This is a genomic window from Pseudomonas sp. Tri1 (assembly GCF_017968885.1).
Classification (GTDB): Bacteria; Pseudomonadota; Gammaproteobacteria; order Pseudomonadales; family Pseudomonadaceae; genus Aquipseudomonas.
The window spans coordinates 2,313,761-2,338,676 of the sequence record NZ_CP072913.1 but is presented as its reverse complement, the minus strand read 5'-3'; the positions used below and the strand labels follow the sequence as shown (position 1 = coordinate 2,338,676).

Below are 24,916 nucleotides of genomic sequence, written 5' to 3'. Positions count from 1 at the left end.
GCGAACAAGCTCGCTCCCACAGTTTAAAAGCGCAAACCATGTGTCACTCAAGGCTGGGCCCGCTATGAAACGCTACGAAAAATTCGCCGACGACATCGCTGAACTGATCCGCTCCGGCATGCTGGGGCCGGGGCAGCGCGTGCCGTCGGTGCGTTATGCCAGCCAGACCTACGGCGTCAGCCCGTCCACGGTGTTCCAGGCCTATTACCTGCTGGAGCGTCGAGGCCTGATCCGTGCCCGGCCGCGCTCGGGCTACTTCGTCAACACCCATGCGCCCAGCCCGTTTTCCGAGCCGGCCATCAGCAGCCAGGTGCACGAATCCACGGAAGTCGATGTCAGCGAACTGGTATTTTCAGTGCTGGAATCGATCAAGGATCCGACCACCGTACCGTTCGGCTCGGCATTCCCCAGCCCGATGCTGTTTCCGCTGCAGCGGCTGTCCCGCTCGCTGTCCAGCGCCACACGGGACATGGACCCACGCGTGGTGGTCACGGACATGTCGCCGGGCAACCCGCAATTGCGCCGGCAGATCGCCCTGCGCTACATGGTCGGCGGGCTGATGCTGCCCATGGAGGAACTGCTGGTCACCAACGGTGCCCTGGAAGCCTTGAACCTGTGCCTGCAAGCCGTGACCGAGCCCGGCGACCTAGTGGCGATCGAAGCGCCAGCGTTCTACGCCAGCCTGCAAGTACTGGAACGACTCAAGCTCAAGGCCGTGGAAATCCCCGTTCACCCGCGCGACGGCATCGATCTGGACGTGTTGGCACAGACATTGGAACGCCACCCGATCAAGGCCTGCTGGTGCATGACCAGCTTCCAGAACCCCATGGGCGCGACCATGCCCGAGGAGCGCAAACGGGCACTGGTTGAACTACTGCGCCATCATCAGGTGCCACTGATCGAGGACGACGTCTACGCCGAGCTCTATTACGGCCAACAGGCACCCAAGCCCGCCAAGGCGTTCGACACCGAAGGGCTGGTGATGCATTGCGGGTCATTTGCCAAGAGCCTGGCGCCGGGCTATCGCATCGGCTGGGTCGCCGCCGGGCGCTATGCGCAGAAGATCGAACGGCTCAAACTCATGACGTCGCTGTGCGCCTCGATGCCGGCCCAGGCCGCCATCGCCGACTACCTGCAACACGGCGGCTACGACCGTCATCTGCGCAAACTGCGCTACGCCCTGGAAGAACAGCAAAGCGCGATGCTCGCCGCCATCGCCCGCTATTTCCCACCCCAGACCCGCGTCAGCCAACCGGCGGGCGGTTACTTCCTGTGGCTGGAACTGCCTGAGCAGATGGATTCGCTGAAGCTGTTCCAGATGGCCTTGGCCCAGGGCATCAGCATCGCCCCGGGACCGATCTTTTCACCGACCCGGCGTTTCAGGAATTGCATCCGCTTGAATTACGGCAGCCCGTGGACCGAGGCATCGGAAAAGGCCATGGAGACGTTGGGGCGGATCATTCGATCGTTTTGATAATGGAGTGTCTGTTATTGCCTGCTCGCGATGGCGGCAGAACAGACAACCTACATTTCGAGGCTCAGCGCCCGCCACCCAAATCCACAAACGTCCCGGTCGCATACGAAGCCTTGTCCGACAGCAGCCAGATGATCGCTTCGGCCACCTCGTCCGGACGACCGCCCCGGGCCATGGGAATCGCCGATTCCAGTTTGCTGACCCGATCCGGGTCGCCACTCAGGGCATGAAAGTCGGTGTAGATGTAGCCAGGACGCACCGCATTGACGCGGATGCCTTCGCCGGCCACTTCCTTGGACAAGCCGATGGTGAAGGTATCCAGCGCGCCCTTGGACGCCGCGTAATCGACGTATTCACCCGGGGCCCCCAGGCGAGCAGCCACCGACGAGACGTTGACGATGCTGCCGCCCTGCCCGCCATGTCGAGGCGACATGCGCAGGACCGCGTGCTTGGCGCAAAGAATCGGCCCCAGCACATTGGTCTTCATGATCTTGAGGATACGGAATTCGGACATTTCATCGAGTCGGGACTTCTGAGCGACCGTACCGGCGTTATTCACCAGCGCCGTGACGCGACCCAGTTCGGTGTCCACCCGGTGGAACAGCGCGATCACTTCGTCTTCGATGCTCACGTCGGCGCGCACAGCAATCGCCTGCGCCCCCTTGGCCCGGACATGCTCAAGCACCTCCTGCGCGGCGCTTTCATCGGACTGGTAGTTGATGCAGATCCGGTAACCCAGCTCAGCGGCCAACAGCGCCGTGGCCGCCCCGATTCCGCGGCCGCCACCGGTGATGACGATGACTTTATCCACGTTTGCTTCCCCCGTTCCACGGATAGACGTGCGCTCCCAAGAATAGCGTTCACGTCACGCTTTGCACAAACCGTTGCGCTTATCGGGCCAGGGCGCGCAGATCCAGGCGCCCATCCAGCAGCGGCGGGCACCAGTAATAACCGCCGGTGATCGGCCGGCTCATGCGATACAGGCCGTCGGTGATGCCGTCCTCCAGGCCGCTCATGCGCCGCAGTTGCGCTTCAAAAGCGTCGAGGGAGAAACCAAACGCCAGGAACATCAGGCCGGCGCGATCGCCTTCGATCCACGGCATGGAGCGGCGCACGACGAAAGCTTGCGGCGCGAAGCTTTCCTGAGCCGTGCGTTTGACGTGGGCCGACTCGGGCGCATCGTCGATTTCTTCATTGTCACTCAGGCGTCGGCCCATGATGTTGTCGCGTTCGTGGGGTTGCATCGCAGCGAAACCGTCCAGGTCGTGTTGCCACTGCTGGATCGCGGCGAAACTGCCGCCACGCACGCCATCAACGCCTTGGGCCAGGGCCGCGGCGATAGCTGCTTCGTCGTGAGGGTTTTCGGTGCCATCTTCATAACCCGTCAGGTCATGGCCGGTCATGTGGCGAAAGGTTTCGTTCATCTGCACCAGGTGCAACGCCGGGGCCAGTGCCGCCTCGATGGCGCGGCTGCGGTGCAACAGCTCGCCACGGTCCTCGCCGTGCAACCAGCACCACAGCGCGTGCTGGGTCGAGGGATTGTCCACGCCGACGCCGGCCAGCGCCGGAAACGCCCGCAGGCCTTCGACCTGTGCGCCCAGCGCCTGGACCAACGATTCGCCGAAGCCAATCACGGCCCGGTCATTCAACAGCAACAGGAGCCTGTCTATCGCAGCCGGCAACGCCTCGACCGATTCCAAGGCAAAAAACAAATGACGGGCCTGAGGCGGAACAGGGGTGGCGAGAATGCCGGACTGGTAGTAACTCATGTGAACTCCTTTAGAAAGAACGCAAGTTTACCCGGCGGCCATGGGTTTGTGTGGTTTGCCAAGCGACGTCGAATGCCCGACAGCCAAAGATTTTCGTAGGAACTCTCCGGCGCCCCAGTCGGATGACTCGGAACCTGACCTGGAACGGACCGCAGCCAATTGCCAGGCCACAGAAAACTCCCTAGATTGAGCTCCCCTCAGGTGCCCCAGGCGCCAAGAACTGCCGGATGCAGAGCGGCTGGAACCATCCATGGAGAGCGGTCAGACATGCACATCGCCAAATCGATACTCGCGGGTACTTTCTTTCTAGGCTGTAGCCTCACGCCGGCCTTGGCCCAGGACAGCCTGGAGGTCACGGTCAATGCCGCGATCCAGCCCTTGATGAAACAACAGGACATCACCGGCATGGCCGTGGCGGTCACCTACAACGGCCAACGCCATTTCTTCAACTACGGCGTGGCCTCCAAGGACACGAAAAAACCGGTCACCGACCAGACCCTCTTCGAAATCGGCTCGATCAGCAAGACCTTCACCGCGACGCTCGGGGCCTATGCCCAGGCCCAGGGCAAACTGTCCCTGTCAGACCCGGCCAGTCGCTTCGCCCCCGAGCTGCGCGGGAGCGCCTTCGAGGGCATCAGCCTGCTCAACCTCGCCACCTATACCCCGGGTGGCCTGCCTTTGCAGTTTCCCGAGGACGCGGACCATCCAGACCGGATGCTCAGTTATTACAAGACCTGGAAACCGCTCTACCCGGCCGGCACCCATCGACTTTATTCAAACCCGAGCATCGGCTTGTTCGGCTATCTGGCAGCCCGCAGCCTGGGCCAGCCATTCGATGAGCTGATGGAACACATGCTAATGCCAAAGTTGGGCCTCAAGCACAGTTATGTGCGGGTGCCGAAGGACCAACAGAGCCGATACGCCCTGGGCTACGCAAAGGACGGCGAAGCTGTCCGGGTCGGGCCCGGCGCGATGGACTCCGAGGCTTACGGGGTGAAAACCAGCTCATCTGATCTGATTCGTTTCGTCGAGGCCAACCTGCGGCCTGAAAAACTGGACGCCGATCTGCACCAAGCCATCGCCACGACCCACACCGGGTTCTACACCGTAGGCGGGATGACCCAGGGCCTAGGTTGGGAGTTCTACCCTTACCCTCTCACTTTGGAGCAATTACTGGCCGGCAACTCGACACAAATGGCCATGGAACCCAACACAGTAGAACCTCTCGATCCGCCACGGCCCGCACCGGACGACGCCTGGATCAACAAGACCGGATCGACCCGCGGCTTTGGCGCCTATGTCGCGTTCGTGCCCGGCAAGAACATGGGGATTGTGTTGCTGGCGAACAAGAACTATCCGATCGAGGAACGGGTGAAAGCCGCGCACCGGATCCTGACGGCGCTGGATGGCCAATAACTCGCTGGGGATCAATTGTGGCGGGGGATTTAGCCTCGCTCGAGTGCGCAGCACTCGCCTGTTCCGTCGGCATACCGCAATGCTGGAGGCTGCTTCGCAGCCCAACGCGGCGGTATGACGTTTCGCTAAATCCCTCGCCACAGAGGGGGCCTTGGCTCAATCATCCAGCGGCGGCGGCGCAGCCGATGGCTTGGCTGCCTTGCCAGCCTTGGCGCCCTTCGCATCCTTGGCCGGTGCAGGCTCTGGCGCAGGAGGCGCTGGAGGTGTCGCTTCTTTTTCGGCTGCTGGCAGTTTATCGACGGTGTCAAACAGGTCTTTCAGTTCGATAGCCCCGGAATGCTCAAGCTTCTTTTCCCCGTCCTTACCTACCAGGATGATCTTGGTCTGGGCGCCGGCTCCCAACCTGAGGGAACGGATCAACGCCATGGTGCTTTGCGGGTCGAGGTCTTTGCCATCGCGCTGGCCCATGGTGTTGAGGACGGTGTAGAGCACCATGTTGCGCTCGGAAAAACCCTGCTTGCCTGCCGGCTCATCCAACGCTTTTTTCAGGCTGACCCACGCTGGGTCGACAGTGCTGGGGGCAATGACGATCAGGGGTCGGGTCTTGCCGGTTTCCGCCACCAGAGGTGAATCACCATCAGCGGCGAACAGGGGGCCGGCGACAGCCAGCAAGGTAGCGAAGGTCAACGACCGAATGAGCATGCGCCTCTCCTATTGATATCTACGCTGTACTGATTGCGCATGGCGGCGATTGTTCCGCGACTCGCCCGATACTACGCCTGCCTGCCTTGAAGCTTAGGCTAGAGGGTTCATTGCGCAACCACTAGAAAAGAAGGAGCAATTTCGGTGCGAGAGTTGGCGGGGACTATTGTGGGAGCGAGCTTGCTCGCGATGACGATTTACAAGTCGACATCAATTTAGCTGACTCATCGCTATCGCGAGCAAGCTCGCTCCCACATTGGATCGGTGAGAACTCACATATTCATTTTCAAGCTTGGAACTCAGAATGCCAACTTGAACCCGATCATCGCCAGCATCACCGCCAGGCACGGACGCAGCAACTCGTCGGAGATGCGCCCAGACAAATGACTGCCCAGGTAGATCCCTGGCAACGAACCTACCAGCAGGAAACCAAGGATGTGCCAGTCCATGTTGCCCATGCTCGCATGACCCAGGCCTGCGACCAGGGTCAGCGGCACGGCGTGGGCGATTTCGGTGCCCACCAGGCGCTTGGTGACCAGGAACGGATAGAGGATGAACAGCGCGACAGTGCCCAAGGCGCCGGCGCCGATGGAGGTCAACGCGACCATGGTACCGAGCACGAGGCCGGTGATGACCGTGAGCACGTTGAGTCGCGAACCGGTGGGGTTGTAGTGACCGCCTGCGCGGTCATGGGCGAATTGCAGCAGGCGCTTCTTGAACAGGATCGCCAGGGCGGTGACGAACAACACAACGCCCAAGGCTTGCTTGATCACCGCGTTCATGGCGTCGGGCGAACTGTGCAGGCTGCTGAGAAACCACAGCGTCAATCCGACCGCTGGCACACTGCCCAAGGTCAGCCAGCCAGTGATGGCCCAGTCGATGTTGCGGTTCCTGGCGTGAACCAGGACACCGCCGGATTTGGTGATGGCAGCGTACAGCAGGTCCGTACCTACCGCAGTCGCAGGGTTGATACCAAACCACAACAGGATGGGGGTCATCAGCGAACCGCCGCCCACGCCGGTCATCCCGACGATAAAACCGACCACCAAGCCTGCTACGACCAAACCGACATTACCGAAATCCATTAAACCCGTCTCAGCGCGACCACGTGGAAAATCTGGCCGCGAGCATAGCGATTTTTCTTATAACCCCCTATATCGATGTGATCTATCTTTATTCCTTTTTTTAACCATTGCTTCACTGAACCGGCAGGAAGTTGAGGAACAGCAGGCTCTGGGCGTAATTGAGCCCGATCCGCCGGTAGCGCTCGTCCAGCATCTGGGTCAACAGGTCCAGGCGTGCGACGATTTTCCCGAACTCCACGGCGAAACTCAGGTTGCTGCCCTCCTCCGAGATCTCGTTGGAAAACAGCAACGGCTGGCCGTCCTTGTTCTGCCGCTGGCTCAGCAGCCAAGTGGCCTTTTCGATATTACGTGCCGCGTTGTTGACAAAGCGCGGGTCGATGGCATCGGTCATGTAGAACTCAAGGCGATTGCCATGGGCCGTGACCAGCATGCTGCCGATGGCATAAATGAACGCGCCAACCCGATCGCCGAGGAACTCCGGGCTCATGGCATAGCTCAGGGCGGCCAGGGCAACGGCTGTTGCTGCTCGATGGCCAGGCGCACCTGCTTCTCGGCGGTGCGGGCGTCGAGAAAGCCTGACTTGCGCAGTTCCTGCGGGTTGCGCAGGTACAGCTTGCTCATCAGCAGGTAAAGGCTTTGCAGATTGTCGCGCATCGACAACGTGGCCATGCGGTCGACGCTGGTTTGCAGGAATTCCTGGGGCCTGGCGTTACTGAACTGAGTGACCATGTCCTGCCCCTGCTGGTGGCTGCAACCGCCGCTGAACAGCATCAACCCGCCGACCAACAGCGCGGCACAGCGACGTCTCAACATCATCACGGAATAAAAAGCACCGGCCATCGAGTCTCGGTCTGGGCATGGGGAAGCGATGGGAATCGTCGCTTCCAGGCCATGGATAGAGCAGCAAAAACCGCAAAAGTGCAGTGTCCGGCCAAAAACCTCTGGCCCGGGATAGACTCGCCACACCTAATTAGTATTACTTTTTAATTGATAATTCTCCGTTTATGGCTATAAATCCCTTCTCCACCTTTAAATAGAAAGACTACTGAACAGAAAAGCCTTCATCGCAGTCCGACCAACAACTGACTCGACCCGCGTTAAAAACAACAACAAAACAACAGGAAGGAAGGTCATACCATGCTTGAATCCAGACATCTGCTCACGGCCCTCGGAGTGTCTCTGATGATCGCCACCTCGGCTTCCCAGGCTGCCGGCCTGACCAACGAACGCGGTGCGTTCGGCAAGACCAGCGACGGCACGGCGGTGGAAAAATTTGTGCTGCGCAACAGCCACGGCATGGAGGCCACCGTCATCACTTACGGCGGTATCCTCCAGTCGTTGAGCGTGCCGGATAAAAACGGCAAGGTCGCCGATATCGTGCTCGGTTTCGACGATGTGCAGGGTTACCAGAAGAACGGCAGCGTGTATTTCGGCGCGACCATCGGCCGCTTCGGCAATCGCCTGGCCGACGGTGCATTCGAGCTCGATGGCAAGCGTTACCAGGTGCCGCAAAATGACCATGGCAATTCCCTGCACGGCGGGCCACAAGGCTTCGACAAGCGCGTATGGAAGGCCGAACCCCATGATGGCAAGGACTCGGTCGGCGTCACCCTGACCTACCTGTCGCCAGATGGCGAGATGGGCTTTCCCGGTGCATTGAAGACTGACGTCACCTACAGCCTCAATGAACAGAATGAGTTGCGTATCGACTACAAGGCCACCACCGACAAACCCACGGTGCTGAACCTGACCAACCACAGCTATTTCAACCTGGCCGGCGCCGGCAATGGCGACATACTCGAGCAGATCGCGACCCTGCACGCGGCCCATTACACACCGGTCACCGGCAAGCTCATCCCCACCGGCGAGTTGGCCCCCGTGGCCGGCACGCCGATGGATTTCACCCAACCCACCGCCATCGGCACGCATATCAAGGCTGATCATCCACAACTCAAATTCGCCGAACCGAAACAGGGCGGCTTCGATTTCAACTGGGCGCTGGACGCCAAGGGCGACGTGAAAAAACTGGCTGCCGAGGTGTATGACACGGAGTCCGGACGACGCCTGCAGCTCTATACCAGCGAGCCTGGCGTGCAGTTCTACACCAGCAACTTCCTCGATGGCACGGTCAAGGGCAAGCAAGGCAAGGTCTACCCGCATTGGGGTGCGTTTACCCTGGAAACCCAGCACTACCCCGATTCGCCCAACCAGCCGAACTTCCCCTCGACGCGACTTGATCCAGGCCAGACCTACACCCAGACCATGGTGTTGAAGTTCTCGGCCAAATAACCTTCCCGTCGACTGATCGTTCCCATGCTCCGCGTTACGCTTTTGGGAAGCGGAGCTGCCCGAGCGGCATTCCCACGCGGAGCGTGGGAATGATCATTAGGTGAACACCTGGTCTATCCTGCTGCCACAGCATTATCGGTCTGAAAAAACAGGAGGTAGGCATGAGGACTCTGGAATTGGCCGGGGTGTCCGTACCAGTGATTGGCCAAGGCACCTGGCGCATGGGGGAAGAACCATCCCATCACAAGAAAGAAGTTGCAGCCTTGCGCTTGGGCATCGAGCTGGGCATGACCCTGATCGACACGGCGGAAATGTATGCCGAGGGGGGTGCCGAGACCGTTGTTGGCGAGGCGATCACCGGCCTGCGGGATCAGGTTTTCCTGGTGAGCAAGGTCTACCCCCACAACGCCAGTCGCAAAGGCATTCCCCTGGCGTGCGAACGCAGTCTGCGCCGGCTCGACACCGATTACATCGACCTTTACCTGCTGCATTGGCGCGGCCAGTACCCGCTGGCGGAAACCGTCGAAGCCTTCGAGCGTCTGCGCGAAGAAGGCAAGATTGGCCGTTGGGGCGTATCGAACTTCGACGTGGCGGACCTTGAAGAACTGGCCGCGCCGACCTGCGCGACCAACCAGGTGCTATACAACCTGCAAGAACGCGGTATCGAATTCGACCTGCTGCCCTGGTGCCAGAAACAGCGCATGCCAGTCATGGCTTACTGCCCGGTCGGCCAGGGCGGGCACCTGCTCAAGGATCACACCCTGGGACAAATAGCCGAACGCCATCACGCCACACCGGCGCAAATCGCCCTGGCCTGGCTGTTGCGCCAGGATAACGTGGTTGCGATTCCCAAGGCCGTGCAGCCTGAACATGTGCGCTTGAATGCCGAAGCGGCGAACCTGACGCTTGAACCACAGGATCTGGCGGCGTTGGACCTGATGTTTCCGCAGCCTCAGGGCAAGCAGCGGCTGGCGATGGTCTGACACCCAATCCAGGGATTCACCCCGACCTGTCGGTTCAGAACAACCCCATTTGATCGTTCCCACGCTCTGCGTGGGAATGCATCCCGTGACGCTCTGCGTCACTTTCCAGAAGCGGAACGCGGAGCGTCCCTGGCGACATTCCCACGCAGGAGCGTGGGAACGATCGATCCTGGAATTCACACCGACCTGTGGGTTCAGAACAACCCCATCTGCCCCCCCACCAACGTCGAGAAATCATCATCCACAAACGGCAGGATCGCGTCCGCCACCGGCTGTAGCTGCTTGGTCACGTAGTGGTCGTAATCAATCGGTGCGCTACGGATTTCCAGCGGTTCGGGACCGGCGACGGTGATGACGTAGCTGATCCAGCCGCCATTCTGGTATTGCCGCGGACGGCCCTGGCGCTGGTTGAATTCATCGGCCAGGCGCGTGGCCCGCACATGGGGCGGCACGTTACGTTCGTAGTCCTCCAGCGGCCGGCGCAGGCGCTTGCGATAGACCAGCCGATCATCGAACGCGCCGGCCAGGGTCTGCTGCACATAATCGCGTACGTAATCCTGATAAGGCTGGCGGTGGAAGATCCGTCCATACAGCTCCTGCTGGAATTGCCGGGCCAGCGGCGACCAGTCGGTGCGCACGGTTTCCAGGCCCTTGTAGACGATTTCGTCGCTGCCGTCGGCGCGGGTCACCAGTCCGGCGTAGCGTTTCTTGCTGCCTTCCTCGGCGCCACGAATGGTCGGCATCAAAAAACGCTTGAAGTGGGTTTCGAACTGCAACTCCAACGCGCTCTCCAGGCCGAATTCGTCGCGCACGTGCTCGCGCCACCACTGGTTGACGTGCGCCACCAGCTCGCGACCGATGCTGGCCGCCTCTTCCTGGCCGTGGGGCCGGCGCAACCAGACGAACGTGGAATCGGTATCCCCGTAAATCACCACATGCCCCTTGGCTTCGATCAGTTGCCGGGTGCGCTGCATGATCTGGTGGCCACGCAGGGTGATGGACGAGGCCAACCGTGTATCGAAGAAGCGGCACCCACTGGAGCCAAGCACGCCATAAAAGGCGTTCATGATGATTTTCAACGCCTGGGACAGCGGTGCGTTGTGTTCGCGCTTGGCGGTTTCCCGGCCTTCGGCGACCCGCGCCACGATGGCCGGCAGGCAATGCCGGGTACGGGAAAACCGCGCACCGCGAAAGCCTGGCACCGACGCCTGGTCGTCGGGATGACGCAGGCCTTCGATCAAACCCACCGGGTCGATGAGGAAAGTACGGATGATCGACGGATAGAGGCTCTTGTAGTCCAGCACCAGCACCGACTCGTAGAGCCCTGGCTGGGAGTCCATGACAAAGCCGCCCGGGCTGGCCTCGGGTGGGCGCTGGCCTAGATTCGGCGCGACGAAACCCTGGCGGTGCATCAGCGGCATGTACAGGTGCGTGAAGGCGGCTACCGAACCACCGCTGCGGTCCGCCGGCAGGCCGGTGACGCTGGCCCGCTCCAGCAGGAACTTGAGCAGCTCGGTCTTGGCGAAGATCCGCGTCACCAGCTCGCAGTCCTTGAGGTTGTAGCGGGCCAGGGCCGGCTTGTCCTCGGCGAACATGCGATTGATCTCGTCCATGCGTTGGTACGGGTTGTCGATGGACTTGCCCTCCCCGAGCAGCGTCTGGGCGACGTTCTCCAGGCTGAATGACGGGAAACTCCAGGTGGCCGAACGCAGGGACTCGATGCCGTCGATGATCAGCCGGCCGGCAGCCGAGGCAAAAAAGTGGTTCTTGCGTGCACCGTGCTCGCGCCATTGCATCTCTTCCCCACCACGCCCCAGGCGTAACGGCACGGCCAGGCGCCGGGCATGCTCGTGCAACACCCGCAGATCGAATTGCACCAGGTTCCAGCCGATGATCCCATCGGGGTCGAAACGGGCGAACCAGTCGTTGAGTTTTTTCAGCAGCGCCGTGCGCGAATCGCAGTATTCGAGCTGGAAATCCACAGTGCTGTCGTCGCCATTGGGCGGGCCGAGCATGTAGACCTGACGCTGGCCACAGCCTTCAAGGGCAATGGAGTACAAATCGCCCTGGGCGGTGGTTTCAATGTCCAGGGACACCAGGCGCAACGGTGGCCGGTACTCGGGCGCCGGTTTCATCTGGGCGTCGAGCAACAGGCCGTCAGCCGTCGGTGTGCCGTCAAACCAGACAGGTGCAGTGATGAAACGCTCCATCAAGTAGCGTTCCGGCGGCCGGATGTCAGCCTCGAACACCTCCACACCGGCACGGCGCAGGGTGCTGTCCAGACGCATCAGTTGGGCGTGTTGCTGGCAATACAGCCCCAACACCGGACGATGTTCGAAATCCAGCAGCTCCAGGGGACGTAGTTCTATGTCCTTCTCCCCTTGCAACAGGGCCTCGAGCTGGCCGCGCTGGATCTGCGGCACAAACGCCACCGACGGCTGCACCGGCAGGCGCAAGCGTCGGGGACCGGCATCGGTCGCCAGCCAGAACTCGACTTCGGTGCCGGCCGGGGTGTCGCGCCAATGCCGGGTCAGGACGAAGCCCTGCTGTAAATCCACCGCTGCAACCTCGAAATGTACGTGAGCGGTGATTCTACCTGTGGCGAGGGCACTTCACCCGCTCAACTGACATGCTCTTGTGGCAAGGGAGCCTGCTCCCGCTCAAGCTGCGAAGCAGCCCTAAAACCCGTCCTCTCGGTATATCGGGCGAATGCCAACAACCGGGGGCTGCTGCGCGACCCAGCGGGAGCAAGCGCCTTCGCCACAGGGGTGGATGACATCACATCGAAGGGAAACTCACCGGCAATGACGCTTTTGGACGACTGGCCGCCGCTTTACCGCTTGCTCTGCGCCGTTGGGTCTACGATTCTTTAACTACCCGCAAAAACAACACCTGAGGCTCCCCCATGAAAACCGTCGCGCAGTTGCTCCGGATAAAAGATGAAAAAAACCAGCAAGTGCACACCATCTCACCGGACGACATGGTATTGCAGGCCCTGATGCGCATGGCCGAGAAAAATGTCGGTGCCTTGTTGGTGGTAAAAAACGATGAAGTACTGGGGATCATCAGTGAGCGTGACTATGCGCGCAAAATGGTCTTGCACGGTCGCTCGTCGGTGGGCACGAAGGTCAGTGAGATCATGGTCTCCCCCGTGATCACGATAGACCCGCACCAGAACGTCGAGACCTGCTTGAGCATCATGACCGAAAAGCACCTGCGGCATTTGCCGGTGGTCGAGGACGGCAGACTCGTCGGTCTGCTGTCCATTGGCGACCTGGTCAAGGAAGCCATTGCCGAGCAGGCGGACCTGATCCGACAACTTGAGCAATACATTCGCGGTGAATGATCGTCCCGCGGGCGGTGTGCAAACCTAGCAAGTTTCCCCACTGCCTGCCGGGCGGGTTGCTCATTCTCAACGTGCTTCTATATTGAAGAGGTTGTTCCGCCGAGCATCCCGATGGCTGCCACCGACCGACTGATCATCTGTGAACATTGCGATGCGGTGTACGAGCCGGTTGTGCTCGCCCCGCACCAGAAGGCCTCGTGCGTGCGCTGCCACGCGGTGATCCAACGCTACAACGGCCTGAGCATCGAGCAGCGCCTGGCCTTGAGCGTCACGGCAGCGGTGTTGTGGGCCTTCGCCAATATCTACCCGGTGATGAGCATCCGCCTCCAGGGCCTGAGCAATAGCGCCACACTGTGGGACTCCATCGTGGCGCTGAGCCTGGGGCCGATCACTTTCATCGCCTTGGTGGCTGCGGTGGCGATCATCATCGCTCCGGCATTCCAACTGGCGCTCCTGATCTGGGTGTTGGCCTACGCCTATGCCAACCAGCGGGCACCGGGGTTCAACCTGTGCATGCGCAGCCTGGAAACCCTGCGGCCCTGGAGCATGCTGGAGGTGTGCCTGTTGGGCGCGCTGGTGGCCGTGATCAAGCTCGCCGGGCTGTTGGACGTTCTGCCGGGCGTGGGCCTGTTCGCCCTGGCGGCCTTGAGCCTGATGATGATCCGCATAGCCGGGCGCGATGTCCGCGACCTGTGGGACAGCCAGTGAACAGCCAGCCGCTGGACACCCCGCCAGAGGCCCGCGACCTGAACCTGTGCCTGTGTCACAGCTGCGGCCTGGCCTGCGACATGACCGACGAGCCGTCGACCTGCCCCCGTTGCGACGCCGCCCTGCATCGGCGCAAACCCGACGCCATCACCCGTACCTGGGCCTACATGCTGGCCGCGCTGGTGTTCTACATTCCGGCCAACCTGCTACCGGTCATGAACACCCAGATGCTCGGGAATGGCGCCGACAGCACCATCATCAGTGGCGTCATCGAGTTCTGGCAAAGCGGTGCCTGGGACATCGCCCTGATCATCTTCATCGCCAGCATCGCGGTGCCGGGCATCAAGTTCGTGGTGCTGACCCTGCTGCTGGTCACCGCCCAGCGGCGCAGCACCTGGGCCCAGCTCCAGCGAGCGAAGCTGTACCGCTTGGTGGAAGTCATCGGCTACTGGTCGATGCTCGACGTGCTGGTGGTGGCCTTGGTCGCGGCACTGGTCAAATTCCAGGCCTTGAGCGATATCGAACCACGACCGGGGATCCTGTTCTTCGGCCTCGTGGTGCTGTTCACCATGCTGTCGGCCATGAGTTTCGACCCACGACTGATCTGGGACACCCAACCATCCGAGGAGCTCATGGATGAAGTCGCAAGCCACTGACGGGCGGCAACCCACACCTGGTCGCGCCAAGGTCACCAGCCGCCGCTGGACGGTGTCGCTGGTGTGGATCGTGCCGATCATCGCGGTGTTGGTGGGCCTGTCCCTGGTGGTTCACGACTGGCTGCAGGAAGGCCCGACCATCACCATCACCTTCAAGACCGGCCAAGGCCTGACCGCCAACAAGACCCAGGTGAAATATCGCAACGTGGTGATCGGCCAAGTCACTGACGTGCAACTGAGCGACGACCAGAAGAACGTCACCGCCACGGTAAAGCTGGCCAAGACAGCCGATACGTTCACGCACGAAGACTCGGTATTCTGGGTGGTGCGGCCGCGTATCGGCGCAGGTGGTATCTCGGGGATCGACACCCTGCTGTCGGGGGACTTCATCGGTGCCGATGCCGGCCAATCGAAGGTGCGCGCCAAGTCCTTCACCGGCCTGGAAGCGCCGCCGCCGATCACCTACGGCGAGCCGGGCAAGCGCTTCACCCTGCACTCCCAGGACCTCGGCTCACTGGACATCGGCTCGCCGGTGTACCTGCGCAAGATTCCGGTGGGCCAGGTGGTGTCCTACGCCCTGGATGCCGAGGGTAAAGGCGTCAACATCGACGTGTTCATCAATGCGCCGAACGATGTGTACGTCACCGAAAACACCCGGTTCTGGAACGTCAGCGGCGTGGACGTGAACGTTGGTGCCAACGGCTTCGCGGTCAAGACCGAATCACTCTCGGCCCTGCTGCTGGGCGGCATCGCGTTCCGGGCACCGGAATACAACCCCAACGACGTCCCCGCCAGCGAGGACAAGACCTACGAATTGTTTGCCGACCAGCAGAGCGCCCTCGCCCCGCCCAATGGCAAGGCGCAGTACCTGGCGTTGCGTTTCGATCAGGCACTGCGCGGGTTGCGAGTCGGCGCGCCTGTCGAGTTCCTCGGCGTGGAAATCGGCAGGGTGGTCGCCATCAACCTGGACTTCGATGAGAAGCAGCGCAGTTTTCCAGTCAACGTCGGCGTGGTGATTTACCCTCAGCGCCTGGGCAAGGCCCATGAGAAACTGCTCAAGACGCTCAATCACAACCCAGACGACGAAGCCGCCGGTGCCCGCCTGGTCGGCAGCTTCGTCGAACGCGGCCTGCGCGCCCAGGCCCGCAGCGGCAACCTGCTGACCGGGCAGTTGTACATTTCGCTGGACTTCTACCCCAAGGCGGAAAAAGTCGCCTTCGACCCTGCTGCCCGACCGGTCCGTATACCGACTATCCCGGGCAGCCTCCAGCAACTGCAGGAACAACTGCAGGCGATGGTCGAGCGGATCAACAAGCTGCCGCTGGAAAGCATCGCCAGCAACCTGGATGGCAACCTGGTGGAGTTGCGCAAAGGCCTGGCCCAATTCAACAGCAAGACCCTGTCGGGCGTGCAAAGCACCTTGCAAGATGTAAGCAAGACCTTGCAATCGGCCAACTCAACCCTGGCCGAAGACTCGCCACAGCGTGAACAACTGACCCAGACCCTGGATGACCTGGGACGCATGTCGCGCTCGCTGCGCGAACTGTCGGACTACCTGAGTCGCCATCCCGAATCGCTGCTTCGAGGTCGTCCCAAGGACGCACCGGCACAGAACCTCACATTGCCGGTGACAGAATGATCACAGGAGCCCGCCCCATGCCAATGACGCTGAAACTCACCCTGGTTACCGTGACATTGCTACTGGGCGCCTGCCGCAGCGACCCGATCCACTATCACACCTTGAGCCCGGCCCAACCTGCCAGCCAGTCGCGCTCCAACCTGGACATCCAGATCGAACAAGTGAGCGTTCCGCCCCAGGTGGATCGCACCCAGATGGTTATTCGCCAAGGCAACAGCGGGCTGGCGATCCTGGAAACACAATGGTGGGCGGCAAGCCTGGCCGATGAACTGCACAGCAGCCTGGACGAACAACTGAACAACCCCGGTGCACCGAAGCGGTTGCTGCGAGTCGACGTACAACGCTTCGATTCCATCCCGGGCCGCTACGCCCGCATGGATGTGCAATGGCGCCTGCGCAACCTGGGCAACGAAACCCATCCCCTCTCCTGCCGCAGCAGCCTGCAAACCCCGGCGGGAGAGAGCATCGACGCGCTGGTGACGGCGCATCAGAACAATGTCCGACAATTTGTCGGCTTAGTTGAACAGGCCGCTGCACGCAACGCCTGCCCTTGACCTGTAGGAGCTGCCGAAGGCTTGGGCCGCGTTCGGACGATCCTTTGATCTTTCACTTGGGATTCAAGTGTCAGTGGAAAAATCGCAGCCTCGCTCCACTCGACAGCTCTTACGAAGGCCAATGCAGCGACAGCACCGGTGCTACACGCGGGTGATGGTCGATGCGTTCCAGCAGGCCGTAGAACTCAGGCCGGGCGCCTAGCAGCGCCTCCCGTGTGCCGCTCCATTTGGTGATCACGGCGGCCAGGATATCCAGCGCGCCCGGCTCGGCACCGCTGAGAAAAGGCCGGGCCGGGAACTGGTCGGCAAACAGTGCCCAGTTGCGGTATAGCCGTTGCCGGGTACCTGCGACCAATTGCTGTCGGGTCGCTTCGTCCGCATTGGCCAGCCAGCGCTCCGGAAAATCGATGATACCGATGGGCGTATAGCAATTGGCGGCGATATAGACCAGGCCACGTATGGCTTGCGCGCGCTGGGCAGGCCCTTCAGGCAGCAACTTCGATTGCGGATAGGTCAGCCCGAGATGAATCAGGATCGCTGCGGCTTCGGTCAGCACCGAGCCGTCCGGCAACTGCAGGGTCGGGACCTGCTTTTGAGGGTTCAACGCCTCGAGCTCTTTCGCCGCATCGCTGTCTTCGGTGGAATAGGCGTCGATCCGGCGATAAGCCACGTCACATAGACACAGGGCAATCTCCACCGCCGAAGAGCCGGATTGTCTGTGGCCAAATAACTGATACATGAACGTGCCTCCTGCATAAGGGTTAGCCGGTAGAGCCCGCGAGCCCGTCGGTGTTCCATCAAGCTGACCGGTAACGGGCCAACGAGCCATCACTGCCGTCGATGTTCACCATCATGTCAATGAAGTTCTCTTGATGATCGCCCGGGACAACAATGGCCCCACACAAACCTACTGCACCCCGGAGCACACCATCATGAAACGCCAAGTCATCCTCAGCCTCGCTTTCTCTGTACTGGCCACCAACGTATTTGCCGCTTCCTCCCAACCCGTCGTCGCCGAAGGCGGTTCTGATCGCCTGATCGAAAACCGCGTCGCCGAGGGTGGCTCTGACCGCCTGATCGAAAACCGCGTCGCCGAAGGCGGTGCTGATCGTCTGCTGGAACGTCGCGTCGCCGAGGGTGGCTCTGATCGCTTGATCGAAAACCGCGTCGCTGAAGGCGGTGCCGATCGTCTGCAGGAACGTCGCGTCGCCGAGGGTGGCTCTGACCGCCTGATCGAAAACCGCGTCGCTGAAGGCGGTGCCGATCGTCTGCTGGAACGTCGCGTCGCCGAGGGTGGCTCTGATCGCCTGATCGAAAACCGCGTCGCTGAAGGCGGTGCCGATCGTCTGCTGGAACGTCGCGTCGCCGAGGGTGGCTCTGACCGCCTGATCGAAAACCGCGTCGCTGAAGGCGGTGCCGATCGTCTGCTGGAACGTCGCGTCGCCGAGGGTGGCTCTGATCGCTTGATCGAAAACCGCGTCGCTGAAGGCGGTGCTGATCGTTTGCAGGAACGTCGCGTCGCCGAAGGTGGCTCTGATCGCTTGATCGAAAACCGCGCATGAGGTGTTCCGTCGTCACAGCGCTCCAGATAGCTCCCGAACCCATACCATCCCAGTAAAGCCCGGCCTTATCCGCCGGGCTTTTACTTGCCTGCGTTTGGCTAACGCCCCGACGCCCGCGCCATGCACCGCTGATAACGCTCATCCACTCGCTTGGCAAACCACGCCGTGGTCAGATTGCGCGTAATCTTCGGGCTCTTGAGCACGATCCCCGGCAATACCGCTCGCGGCAACGCCTTGCCCTCAGCCTGCTCAGCCAATTCGAACACCCGCTTGTAGAGCTTGCTGTCTTCAAACCCAAGGCTGTCGCCCTGCTCCAACTGGTCGCGAATGGTCGGGTTACGCATTCCCAGCGATTTGCCCAGCGTGCGCACCGCCAGTTCCGTGCTGCCCGGCATGATGGAACCCGGCAGAATCAAATCCCCGTCCAGCGCCAGGGAAATGCCTGAGGCCCGGCTCACCGCATGCTGGAAAGCCGCGTTACGACTGGCGTACCAGCCGGCATTGAAATCGGCAAAACGATACAACGGGTCGGTGTAGCTCACCGGATAGCCCAGCAAATGCGCGATACCAAAATACATTCCCCCCGACGACTGAACACTTCGCGACGAATCGAGCCATCTACCGTGTAGGGATAATTCCGTGCATTGGCCTGGGCAAAAGCAATGCTGACCTGCATTGGCCCACCCGTGTGTACCGGATTGAAGCCGTCGAACAGCGTCTTGCCCAACGGCACCGTGCCGATGAAATCATCGAAAATCTCACTCAATGCCTTCTCGCTACGCGCCGCATCGAGCCGGTCGCTGTAGCTTTTGCCGTTGGGCGAACGCACCTGGAGTGCACCACTGACCAACAACTGCGGAATGTGCACCTTCGCCGCACGGCGGTTGATCTCCTGACGCGCGATCTTGCCCAGCCCCGGCACCGGCGGGTCGGCCTGGAACGTCGACTCCTGTTCGGTCACCGCCAGGACAGCACAGATGTTCTGCGTCGTGGTTGGGATCTGTTGAGCCGCGAAGGCCACGTAGATGTCCGTCGCCCAACCTTCGCGATCCGTAGTCTTTGCCGGCAGCAATCGCACGATCTGCGCCTTGACCTCGGCGGGCTGACGTTCAGGCTCCTGAACCTGGCGGCTGCCGCAACCGGCCAGAGCCAGCAACGCGGCAAGGCTGATCATTAATCGGTTGAGTTGCATGGTGCTCCATCGGGTTCGTTATTCCGGAGCAACCATACGATCAAAAGCGGGCACGGGCTATGCCCAATGTGGGAGCGAGCTTGCTCGCGATGCCGGCGGCACATCCAACATCACCGAAACTGACCCACCGCTATCGCGAGCAAGCTCGCTCCCACAGCAGAATGGCGGCGTACCGGGATTCGCGATCCAACCCAGACAGCCAATGCGGCAGGGGCGCGGGATCAGATCCCGCCAAGCGCCAAATCCATCGCGAAATAAGTGAAGATCAGGTCCGCCCCCGCCCGTTTGATCGCGCCGAGGCTTTCGCGCACCACGCGGGCTTCGTCGATGGCGCCGGCCTGGGCAGCGAACTTGATCATCGCGTATTCGCCACTGACCTGATAGGCCGACAGCGGCAGGTTCGAAGCCTGGCGAATGTCGCGGATGATGTCGAGGTAGGCCCCGGCCGGTTTGACCATCAGCGCATCGGCACCTTCCTGCTCATCGAGCAAGGATTCGCGCAGCGCTTCGCGACGGTTCATCGGGTTCATCTGGTAGCTCTTGCGGTCGCCTTTCAACGCACTGCCGCCCGCTTCACGGAACGGCCCATAGAGCGCCGAGGCGAACTTGGTGGAATAGGCCATGATTGCCGTCTGGCTGAAGCCGGCTTCGTCCAGGGCCTTGCGAATGGCCTGGACCTGCCCGTCCATGGCCGCCGACGGAGCGATCACATCGGCACCGGCACGGGCTGCTGCCACGGCTTGCTTGCCAAGGTTGAGCAGGGTCCGGTCATTATCCACTTCGTGCCCGTGGAGTACCCCGCAATGACCATGATCGGTGTATTCACAGAAGCAAGTGTCAGACATCACGATCATTTCCGGCACCGCGTCCTTGCAGATTCCGGCCATGCGCGACACCAGGCCGCGCTCGTTCCAGGTATCGCTACCGTCGCTGTCCAAGTGATGGGAAACACCAAAGGTCATCACCGCCTTGATGCCGGCACGGGCATAGCGCTCGATCTCGCCGGCCAGTTTCGACTCAGGGATGCGCACTACGCCCGGCATGCTCTTGATCGGCACGAAGTCATCGATTTCTTCTTCGACGAAAATCGGCAGCACCAGATCGTTCAGGGTGAATTCGGTTTCCTGGAACAGACTGCGCAGGCTTGCATTGCGGCGCAGACGGCGTGGGCGGGCTTCGGGGAACTGGCTGGACATGGGACTCCTGGCAAATGGGTGCTCGATCACAAGGGGCAAAGCTTATGCCCTGGTCGACCAAGGCACAAACGCCGGCAGGAAAACAGAGTGTTACCGGCGCGGCAATAATCGCTTCACAAGGTCAGCGCACCATTGATGCAAGTCACCACCGCCAGCGGATTCCCCTGAGCGACACGTTGCTGAACACGGCCGGTTGGTTGAAATTGAATCGGCTGGCCATCGGCTCGCTCATTCCGGAATCTTCAACCCACGTGCTACCGCCGGCCGCGCCAGGAAGCGCTCCAGCACCCGTGTCACATTGGGGAAGTTCTGGATACCCACCAGATCCCCGGCTTCATAAAAACCGATCAAGTTGCGAACCCAGGGAAAGGTGGCGATATCGGCAATGGTGTAGCGCTCGCCCATGATCCAGTCCCGTCCTTGCAAACGACCGTCGAGCACCTTGAGCAGGCGCTTGCTTTCCTCGACATACCGATCGCGAGGCCGCTTGTCCTCGTAGTCCTTGCCAGCGAACTTGTTGAAGAATCCCAACTGCCCGAACATCGGCCCGATCCCGCCCATCTGAAACATCAGCCACTGGATCGTCTCATAGCGCGCCGCCGACTCCTGGGCCAGCAACTGGCCACTTTTGTCGGCCAGATACATCAGAATCGCCCCCGACTCGAACAACGCCAACGGCTGGTCCCCCGGCCCATGAGGGTCGAGAATCGCCGGGATCTTGTTGTTGGGGTTCAGGGACAGAAACTCGGGAGACAGTTGATCGTTGCTGCCGAAGTCCACCTTGTGGGGTTCGTAGGGTAGGCCGATCTCTTCCAGCATGATCGAGACCTTGACGCCGTTGGGGGTTGGCAGGGAGTAGAGCTGCAGCCACTCCGGGTACTGGGCGGGCCATTTTTGGGTAATGGGAAATGAGGTCAAGTCGGGCATGGGGGCAGGCTCGGCAATTAAGGAAAGGCCTGAGAATAATCCAAGATGTGCGGAACAGCACCACAAGCACGTCACGGGATTCACACCGGCCGTTCTTAATTCCGCAACATCCTGTCGCTAACATTCGACTGACCTCCAAGCTGGAGGCCTTACAGTGCACAGGATCAGCCGAGATCGAACCAACGGGCGCCAAGCGACTCTGAGCAATGCCCCCCGTGGAATCGAAGCGGCGTAACGACACGGAAAAACACCCAAGGCCAAATGCCTCGCGGTGCCTAGGTTTGTCAGCCTGACTAGAGAGTTCAAAAGAACATTTATTCGATGATGAACCCACTGAATTTCGCCAGACGCTTCAAACACCGTTCGTGGCTGTTGCTGCCAACGCTGCTTGTGACCTGTGGCCTGGTGCTGTCGCTGGAGTCGAGCGTCAGTCGCGCCCAGCCAGTCGACGGCATCCAGACCCTGGTGTTCCTGCGCCACGCCGAGAAACCCGCCGGCGGCCTGGGCCAGCTCAATTGCCAGGGCCTCAACCGCGCCATCGACCTGGCCACCCTGCTGCCGGAAAAATTCGGCAAGGCCGACTACGTGTTCGCAGCCAACCCGACCCGCAACGTCGAAGAGGGTGAGCTGGACAACTCCTACAGCTACATTCGCCCGCTGATGACCATCAGCCCCAGTGCCATCAAGCTCGGACTGCCGGTGAATATCAATTTTTCGGCCAACGATACCAGCGACCTGGCGGACGAATTGCTACATGACAAGTACCACAACTCGACCATCTATACCGCCTGGTCCCATGGCTACCTGCCGGAGCTGATCAACAAGGTCGCCGGTGAGGCCGTGGGCAAGAAGCAAACCATTACCGAAGACTGGGCCTCGGGGGACTTCGATTCGCTGTATGTGCTGACCCTGACCTGGCACAACGGCAAGGCCAGCCTCACCAGCCAGAGTTACAAGCAAGGGTTGGACAATGGCAAGGAAGCCTGTCCGACGTAGCCTGTCTGCAGCGACAAAACACCTGTGGGAGCGAGCTTGCTCGCGATAGCGGGGTGTCAGTCAACATGGATGTCGGTTGATCCGACGCTATCGCGAGCAAGCTCGCTCCCACATTGGTTCGGATCCAGGGCTATCACCCTCCCCTAACCGCTCGCTCACGCAAGTACTCCAACACCGCCGCCCGCTCCCCGGCAAACTCGATGCGCAGGCCCTTCTTTTCCCGCTGGAACACGTACATCGGGTCGTAATATTCACGCAGCAAGCCTTCGATCCAGCCGCGATGCAAGTCGACGGCGCCGCTATGGGCCTGCTCGGCCAGGGCGGCTTCCAGGATGTCCATCAAACGCCGGTGACGGTCGCCGCCCAGGCGCTTGTGGATGTTGTCCAGGCTCGCCAGCAATCGCTCGGAAAACAGCAAGAAGCCCTCGTCGCCATGTACGGCAATGAACTCGGCGCACAGGTTGATGACGTAATCGCGCAGGATCCGCTCGACCCGTCGCTCCAGGCTGTCTTCAAGCCAGACCATCGGAACCTGCTGCATGCGCTGGAACAAAGGCAACGGCAAGGCGCAGCTGCCGACCATGCGGCTTTCATCTTCCAGCACAAACTGTTCAATACCGGCGGCGCGCTTTTTCAGCATGTCCACCGCCAGACGGTTCTCGAAATCGATGTTGGAAGGCTGCCCAGTGGCGCGCTTGCCGAAACTCGAACCACGATGGTTGGCATAGCCTTCCAGGTCCAGGCTGTTGCTCAACTGGGTCAGCACTTCGGTCTTGCCGGTGCCGGTCATGCCGCCCAATAGCACCAGGTCACATTGGCTGACCGCCTGTTCGACGGTGTCCAGCAAGAATGTGCGCATGGCCTTGTAGCCGCCACCGACCCTGGGGTAGTCGATGCCGGCTTCGTCCTTGAGCCATTGCTGGACGATCTGCGAACGCAAGCCACCGCGAAAGCAATACAGCACACCTTCAGGATGGGTTTGGGCGAACTCGGCCCAGGCCTTGATGCGTTGTGCCTTGATCTCGCCGGACACCAACTGATGCCCCAGGACAATGGCCGCTTGTTGCCCCTGCTGTTTGTAGCAGGTGCCGACGCGTTGTCGTTCGAGGTCGGTCATCAGCGGCAAATTGACCACGCCGGGGAATGCACCCTTGAGAAATTCGACCGGCGCGCGGGTGTCCATCATCGGCCGGTCATTGAGGAAGATGTCGCGGTAATCGGTGATGTCATTGGCCATCAAGACACCTCGACCGCGTAGGTCTGTCGCTCGACCAGTTCACCAATCGGCTCCAGTGCCAGGCCGAGTTCAGCGGCAACTCGCAGGAATTCGCCCTCGCCTTCGGGGCTGACAGCAATCAGCAGCCCGCCGCTGGTCTGCGGGTCGCACAGCACGCGCTTGTGCAGTTCCTGGACACGACCGACCTTGGTGGCGTAGCTGTCGTAGTTGCGCAACGTACCGCCCGGCACACAACCCAGGTCAAGGTAGTACTCGACGCCCGGCAGACGCGGCACCGCGTCGTAGCGGATCCGCGCCGTCAGTTGGCTGCCATCGGCCATTTCCACCAAGTGCCCGAGCAGACCGAAACCGGTGACGTCGGTCATCGCCGTCACACCGTCGAGTTTGCCGAAGCGGCTGCCGGGTTTATTGAGTGTGCACATCCAGTCACGGGCCAGGCCAACGTCGGCGGCGCGCAGCTTGCCTTTCTTTTCTGCGGTGGTGAGGATGCCGATGCCCAGGGGCTTGGTCAGGTACAAGCGGCAACCGGCGGTGGCGGTGTCGTTGCGTTTCATGTGGCGCTTTTGCACCAGGCCGGTGACCGCCAGGCCGAAAATCGGCTCAGGCGCGTCAATCGAATGCCCGCCGGCCAGGGGAATGCCCGCTTCGTCGCACACTGAACGGCCACCACGAATCACCTCCCGGGCAATTTCCGGAGCCAATACATTGACTGGCCAACCAAGGATCGCGATAGCCATCAGCGGGTCCCCCCCCATGGCGTAGATATCGCTGATGGCATTGGTGGCGGCGATGCGGCCGAAATCGAACGGATCATCGACAATCGGCATGAAGAAATCGGTGGTCGAGACCACCCCGCGCTCCTCATCGATGGCGTATACCGCAGCATCATCCCGGGAGGCGTTGCCGACCCACAGCTTGGGGTCGAGGTTCTGCGCACCGCTGCCAGCCAGGATCACTTCCAGCACTTGGGGCGAAATCTTGCAGCCACAACCGGCGCCGTGGCTGTACTGGGTCAGGCGAATCGGCTCGCTCATGGGCATACCTCGTGTCAGTCAATTGGAACGAGTCTACCAGCAACGCCGACGGTCCTGTGTCGCGGCAAGACAGCGACCACCCTACGCCCTGCCACCTTTTGGTGCCCCTTCAAGGGACAGGGCGATAGGTCGTGCACGATGCCTGACCATA

Annotated in this window: 21 protein-coding genes and 3 pseudogenes; 11 read left to right on the top strand and 13 right to left on the bottom strand. The window is 61.1% G+C overall.

What is annotated here, in order from left to right; genetic code table 11:
• The first annotated feature begins 64 nt into the window (after positions 1-64).
• Positions 65-1,474, top strand: a complete 1,410-nt coding sequence (gene mapR / locus J9870_RS10425) for a GntR family transcriptional regulator MpaR (protein WP_210643813.1) — start codon at positions 65-67, stop codon at positions 1,472-1,474.
• 64 nt (positions 1,475-1,538) lie between these two features.
• On the opposite strand, the gene J9870_RS10420 is transcribed toward mapR, so the two are convergent.
• Complete coding sequence (locus tag J9870_RS10420) at positions 1,539-2,285, bottom strand: SDR family oxidoreductase (RefSeq protein ID WP_210643812.1); 747 nt, start codon at positions 2,283-2,285, stop codon at positions 1,539-1,541.
• Between the two features lie 79 nt (positions 2,286-2,364).
• The gene (locus J9870_RS10415) at positions 2,365-3,243 is read right to left on the bottom strand and encodes a Dyp-type peroxidase (protein WP_210643811.1); all 879 of its coding nucleotides are present in this window, start codon (positions 3,241-3,243) and stop codon (positions 2,365-2,367) included.
• A gap of 267 nt (positions 3,244-3,510) precedes the next feature.
• Here J9870_RS10415 and ampC point away from each other — a divergent pair, with 267 nt between their 5' ends.
• Entirely contained in the window at positions 3,511-4,659 is a 1,149-nt protein-coding gene (ampC, locus tag J9870_RS10410; RefSeq protein WP_210643810.1) for a class C beta-lactamase, read from the top strand.
• A gap of 156 nt (positions 4,660-4,815) precedes the next feature.
• Here ampC and J9870_RS10405 read toward each other — a convergent pair whose 3' ends face one another.
• From J9870_RS10405 to J9870_RS10395, 3 genes and pseudogenes are all read right to left on the bottom strand, one after another.
• A complete protein-coding gene (locus J9870_RS10405) occupies positions 4,816-5,361 on the bottom strand; it encodes a DUF4174 domain-containing protein (protein ID WP_210643809.1) in 546 nt (181 codons plus the stop codon).
• A 299-nt stretch (positions 5,362-5,660) separates the two neighbouring features.
• On the bottom strand, positions 5,661-6,446 hold the full coding sequence (locus J9870_RS10400) for a sulfite exporter TauE/SafE family protein (RefSeq protein WP_210643808.1): 786 nt from the start codon (positions 6,444-6,446) through the stop codon (positions 5,661-5,663).
• A 112-nt stretch (positions 6,447-6,558) separates the two neighbouring features.
• Positions 6,559-7,262, bottom strand: a pseudogene (locus J9870_RS10395) (hypothetical protein).
• A gap of 321 nt (positions 7,263-7,583) precedes the next feature.
• Between J9870_RS10395 and J9870_RS10390 the strand changes: the two are divergent.
• Together J9870_RS10390 and J9870_RS10385 are read left to right on the top strand one after the other, a co-directional pair.
• Complete coding sequence (locus J9870_RS10390) at positions 7,584-8,735, top strand: aldose epimerase family protein (RefSeq protein WP_210643807.1); 1,152 nt, start codon at positions 7,584-7,586, stop codon at positions 8,733-8,735.
• Between the two features lie 161 nt (positions 8,736-8,896).
• Positions 8,897-9,718 carry an aldo/keto reductase gene (locus J9870_RS10385; protein WP_210643806.1) on the top strand — a complete coding sequence of 274 codons (822 nt, stop codon included), beginning with the start codon at positions 8,897-8,899 and terminating at the stop codon, positions 9,716-9,718.
• A gap of 194 nt (positions 9,719-9,912) precedes the next feature.
• Here J9870_RS10385 and J9870_RS10380 read toward each other — a convergent pair whose 3' ends face one another.
• Entirely contained in the window at positions 9,913-12,276 is a 2,364-nt protein-coding gene (locus J9870_RS10380) for a DNA polymerase II (protein WP_210643805.1), read from the bottom strand.
• Between the two features lie 347 nt (positions 12,277-12,623).
• Here J9870_RS10380 and J9870_RS10375 point away from each other — a divergent pair, with 347 nt between their 5' ends.
• From J9870_RS10375 to J9870_RS10355, 5 genes are all read left to right on the top strand, one after another.
• The gene (locus J9870_RS10375) at positions 12,624-13,064 is read left to right on the top strand and encodes a CBS domain-containing protein (RefSeq protein WP_210643804.1); all 441 of its coding nucleotides are present in this window, start codon (positions 12,624-12,626) and stop codon (positions 13,062-13,064) included.
• Positions 13,065-13,175: 111 nt separating this feature from the next.
• Positions 13,176-13,772 (top strand): paraquat-inducible protein A, encoded by a 597-nt coding sequence (locus J9870_RS10370; RefSeq protein ID WP_210643803.1) that lies wholly within the window; start codon positions 13,176-13,178, stop codon positions 13,770-13,772.
• 11 nt (positions 13,773-13,783) lie between these two features.
• Positions 13,784-14,428, top strand: coding sequence for a paraquat-inducible protein A (locus tag J9870_RS10365; protein WP_210645183.1), 645 nt, complete (start codon positions 13,784-13,786; stop codon positions 14,426-14,428).
• Positions 14,409-16,067, top strand: coding sequence for an MlaD family protein (locus J9870_RS10360; RefSeq protein ID WP_210643802.1), 1,659 nt, complete (start codon positions 14,409-14,411; stop codon positions 16,065-16,067). Before J9870_RS10365 ends, J9870_RS10360 begins: the two co-directional genes overlap by 20 nt.
• A gap of 17 nt (positions 16,068-16,084) precedes the next feature.
• Positions 16,085-16,621 carry a PqiC family protein gene (locus J9870_RS10355; protein ID WP_210643801.1) on the top strand — a complete coding sequence of 179 codons (537 nt, stop codon included), beginning with the start codon at positions 16,085-16,087 and terminating at the stop codon, positions 16,619-16,621.
• Positions 16,622-16,730: 109 nt separating this feature from the next.
• Here J9870_RS10355 and J9870_RS10350 read toward each other — a convergent pair whose 3' ends face one another.
• Positions 16,731-17,360: a glutathione S-transferase family protein gene (locus J9870_RS10350; protein WP_210643800.1), complete on the bottom strand. Its 630-nt coding sequence runs from the start codon at positions 17,358-17,360 to the stop codon at positions 16,731-16,733.
• 193 nt (positions 17,361-17,553) lie between these two features.
• On the opposite strand from J9870_RS10350, the gene J9870_RS10345 reads away from it, so the two are divergent.
• The gene (locus J9870_RS10345) at positions 17,554-18,183 is read left to right on the top strand and encodes a phage infection protein (RefSeq protein WP_210643799.1); all 630 of its coding nucleotides are present in this window, start codon (positions 17,554-17,556) and stop codon (positions 18,181-18,183) included.
• 98 nt (positions 18,184-18,281) lie between these two features.
• Here the strand turns inward: J9870_RS10345 and J9870_RS10340 are convergent.
• From J9870_RS10340 to J9870_RS10330, 3 genes and pseudogenes are all read right to left on the bottom strand, one after another.
• Positions 18,282-19,375, bottom strand: a pseudogene (locus J9870_RS10340) (DUF1615 domain-containing protein).
• Positions 19,376-19,596: 221 nt separating this feature from the next.
• Positions 19,597-20,571: a porphobilinogen synthase gene (gene hemB / locus J9870_RS10335; protein WP_210643798.1), complete on the bottom strand. Its 975-nt coding sequence runs from the start codon at positions 20,569-20,571 to the stop codon at positions 19,597-19,599.
• Positions 20,572-20,799: 228 nt separating this feature from the next.
• Positions 20,800-21,498: a glutathione binding-like protein gene (locus J9870_RS10330; protein WP_210643797.1), complete on the bottom strand. Its 699-nt coding sequence runs from the start codon at positions 21,496-21,498 to the stop codon at positions 20,800-20,802.
• 321 nt (positions 21,499-21,819) lie between these two features.
• Between J9870_RS10330 and J9870_RS10325 the strand changes: the two genes are divergently transcribed.
• Positions 21,820-22,494 (top strand): histidine phosphatase family protein, encoded by a 675-nt coding sequence (locus J9870_RS10325; protein WP_210643796.1) that lies wholly within the window; start codon positions 21,820-21,822, stop codon positions 22,492-22,494.
• A 19-nt stretch (positions 22,495-22,513) separates the two neighbouring features.
• Here the strand turns inward: J9870_RS10325 and J9870_RS29445 are convergent.
• From J9870_RS29445 to selD, 3 genes and pseudogenes are all read right to left on the bottom strand, one after another.
• Positions 22,514-22,618, bottom strand: a pseudogene (locus J9870_RS29445) (metal ABC transporter ATP-binding protein); the annotation flags it as partial.
• 9 nt (positions 22,619-22,627) lie between these two features.
• On the bottom strand, positions 22,628-23,731 hold the full coding sequence (mnmH, locus tag J9870_RS10320; protein WP_210643795.1) for a tRNA 2-selenouridine(34) synthase MnmH: 1,104 nt from the start codon (positions 23,729-23,731) through the stop codon (positions 22,628-22,630).
• A complete protein-coding gene (gene selD, locus J9870_RS10315) occupies positions 23,731-24,765 on the bottom strand; it encodes a selenide, water dikinase SelD (protein ID WP_210643794.1) in 1,035 nt (344 codons plus the stop codon). The genes mnmH and selD overlap by 1 nt, the downstream gene beginning before the upstream one ends.
• Positions 24,766-24,916 lie beyond the last annotated feature (151 nt).

What these genes read in the sequence shown, in the direction of transcription:
- mapR (WP_210643813.1), top strand. Translation starts at nt 65, where the DNA reads ATGAAACGCTACGAAAAATTCGCCGACGACATCGCTGAACTGATCCGC.
- J9870_RS10415 (WP_210643811.1), bottom strand. Translation starts at nt 3,243, where the DNA reads ATGAGTTACTACCAGTCCGGCATTCTCGCCACCCCTGTTCCGCCTCAG.
- ampC (WP_210643810.1), top strand. Translation starts at nt 3,511, where the DNA reads ATGCACATCGCCAAATCGATACTCGCGGGTACTTTCTTTCTAGGCTGT.
- J9870_RS10405 (WP_210643809.1), bottom strand. Translation starts at nt 5,361, where the DNA reads ATGCTCATTCGGTCGTTGACCTTCGCTACCTTGCTGGCTGTCGCCGGC.
- J9870_RS10400 (WP_210643808.1), bottom strand. Translation starts at nt 6,446, where the DNA reads ATGGATTTCGGTAATGTCGGTTTGGTCGTAGCAGGCTTGGTGGTCGGT.
- J9870_RS10390 (WP_210643807.1), top strand. Translation starts at nt 7,584, where the DNA reads ATGCTTGAATCCAGACATCTGCTCACGGCCCTCGGAGTGTCTCTGATG.
- J9870_RS10385 (WP_210643806.1), top strand. Translation starts at nt 8,897, where the DNA reads ATGAGGACTCTGGAATTGGCCGGGGTGTCCGTACCAGTGATTGGCCAA.
- J9870_RS10375 (WP_210643804.1), top strand. Translation starts at nt 12,624, where the DNA reads ATGAAAACCGTCGCGCAGTTGCTCCGGATAAAAGATGAAAAAAACCAG.
- J9870_RS10370 (WP_210643803.1), top strand. Translation starts at nt 13,176, where the DNA reads ATGGCTGCCACCGACCGACTGATCATCTGTGAACATTGCGATGCGGTG.
- J9870_RS10360 (WP_210643802.1), top strand. Translation starts at nt 14,409, where the DNA reads ATGAAGTCGCAAGCCACTGACGGGCGGCAACCCACACCTGGTCGCGCC.
- J9870_RS10355 (WP_210643801.1), top strand. Translation starts at nt 16,085, where the DNA reads ATGCCAATGACGCTGAAACTCACCCTGGTTACCGTGACATTGCTACTG.
- J9870_RS10350 (WP_210643800.1), bottom strand. Translation starts at nt 17,360, where the DNA reads ATGTATCAGTTATTTGGCCACAGACAATCCGGCTCTTCGGCGGTGGAG.
- J9870_RS10345 (WP_210643799.1), top strand. Translation starts at nt 17,554, where the DNA reads ATGAAACGCCAAGTCATCCTCAGCCTCGCTTTCTCTGTACTGGCCACC.
- hemB (WP_210643798.1), bottom strand. Translation starts at nt 20,571, where the DNA reads ATGTCCAGCCAGTTCCCCGAAGCCCGCCCACGCCGTCTGCGCCGCAAT.
- J9870_RS10330 (WP_210643797.1), bottom strand. Translation starts at nt 21,498, where the DNA reads ATGCCCGACTTGACCTCATTTCCCATTACCCAAAAATGGCCCGCCCAG.
- J9870_RS10325 (WP_210643796.1), top strand. Translation starts at nt 21,820, where the DNA reads ATGATGAACCCACTGAATTTCGCCAGACGCTTCAAACACCGTTCGTGG.
- mnmH (WP_210643795.1), bottom strand. Translation starts at nt 23,731, where the DNA reads ATGGCCAATGACATCACCGATTACCGCGACATCTTCCTCAATGACCGG.
- selD (WP_210643794.1), bottom strand. Translation starts at nt 24,765, where the DNA reads ATGAGCGAGCCGATTCGCCTGACCCAGTACAGCCACGGCGCCGGTTGT.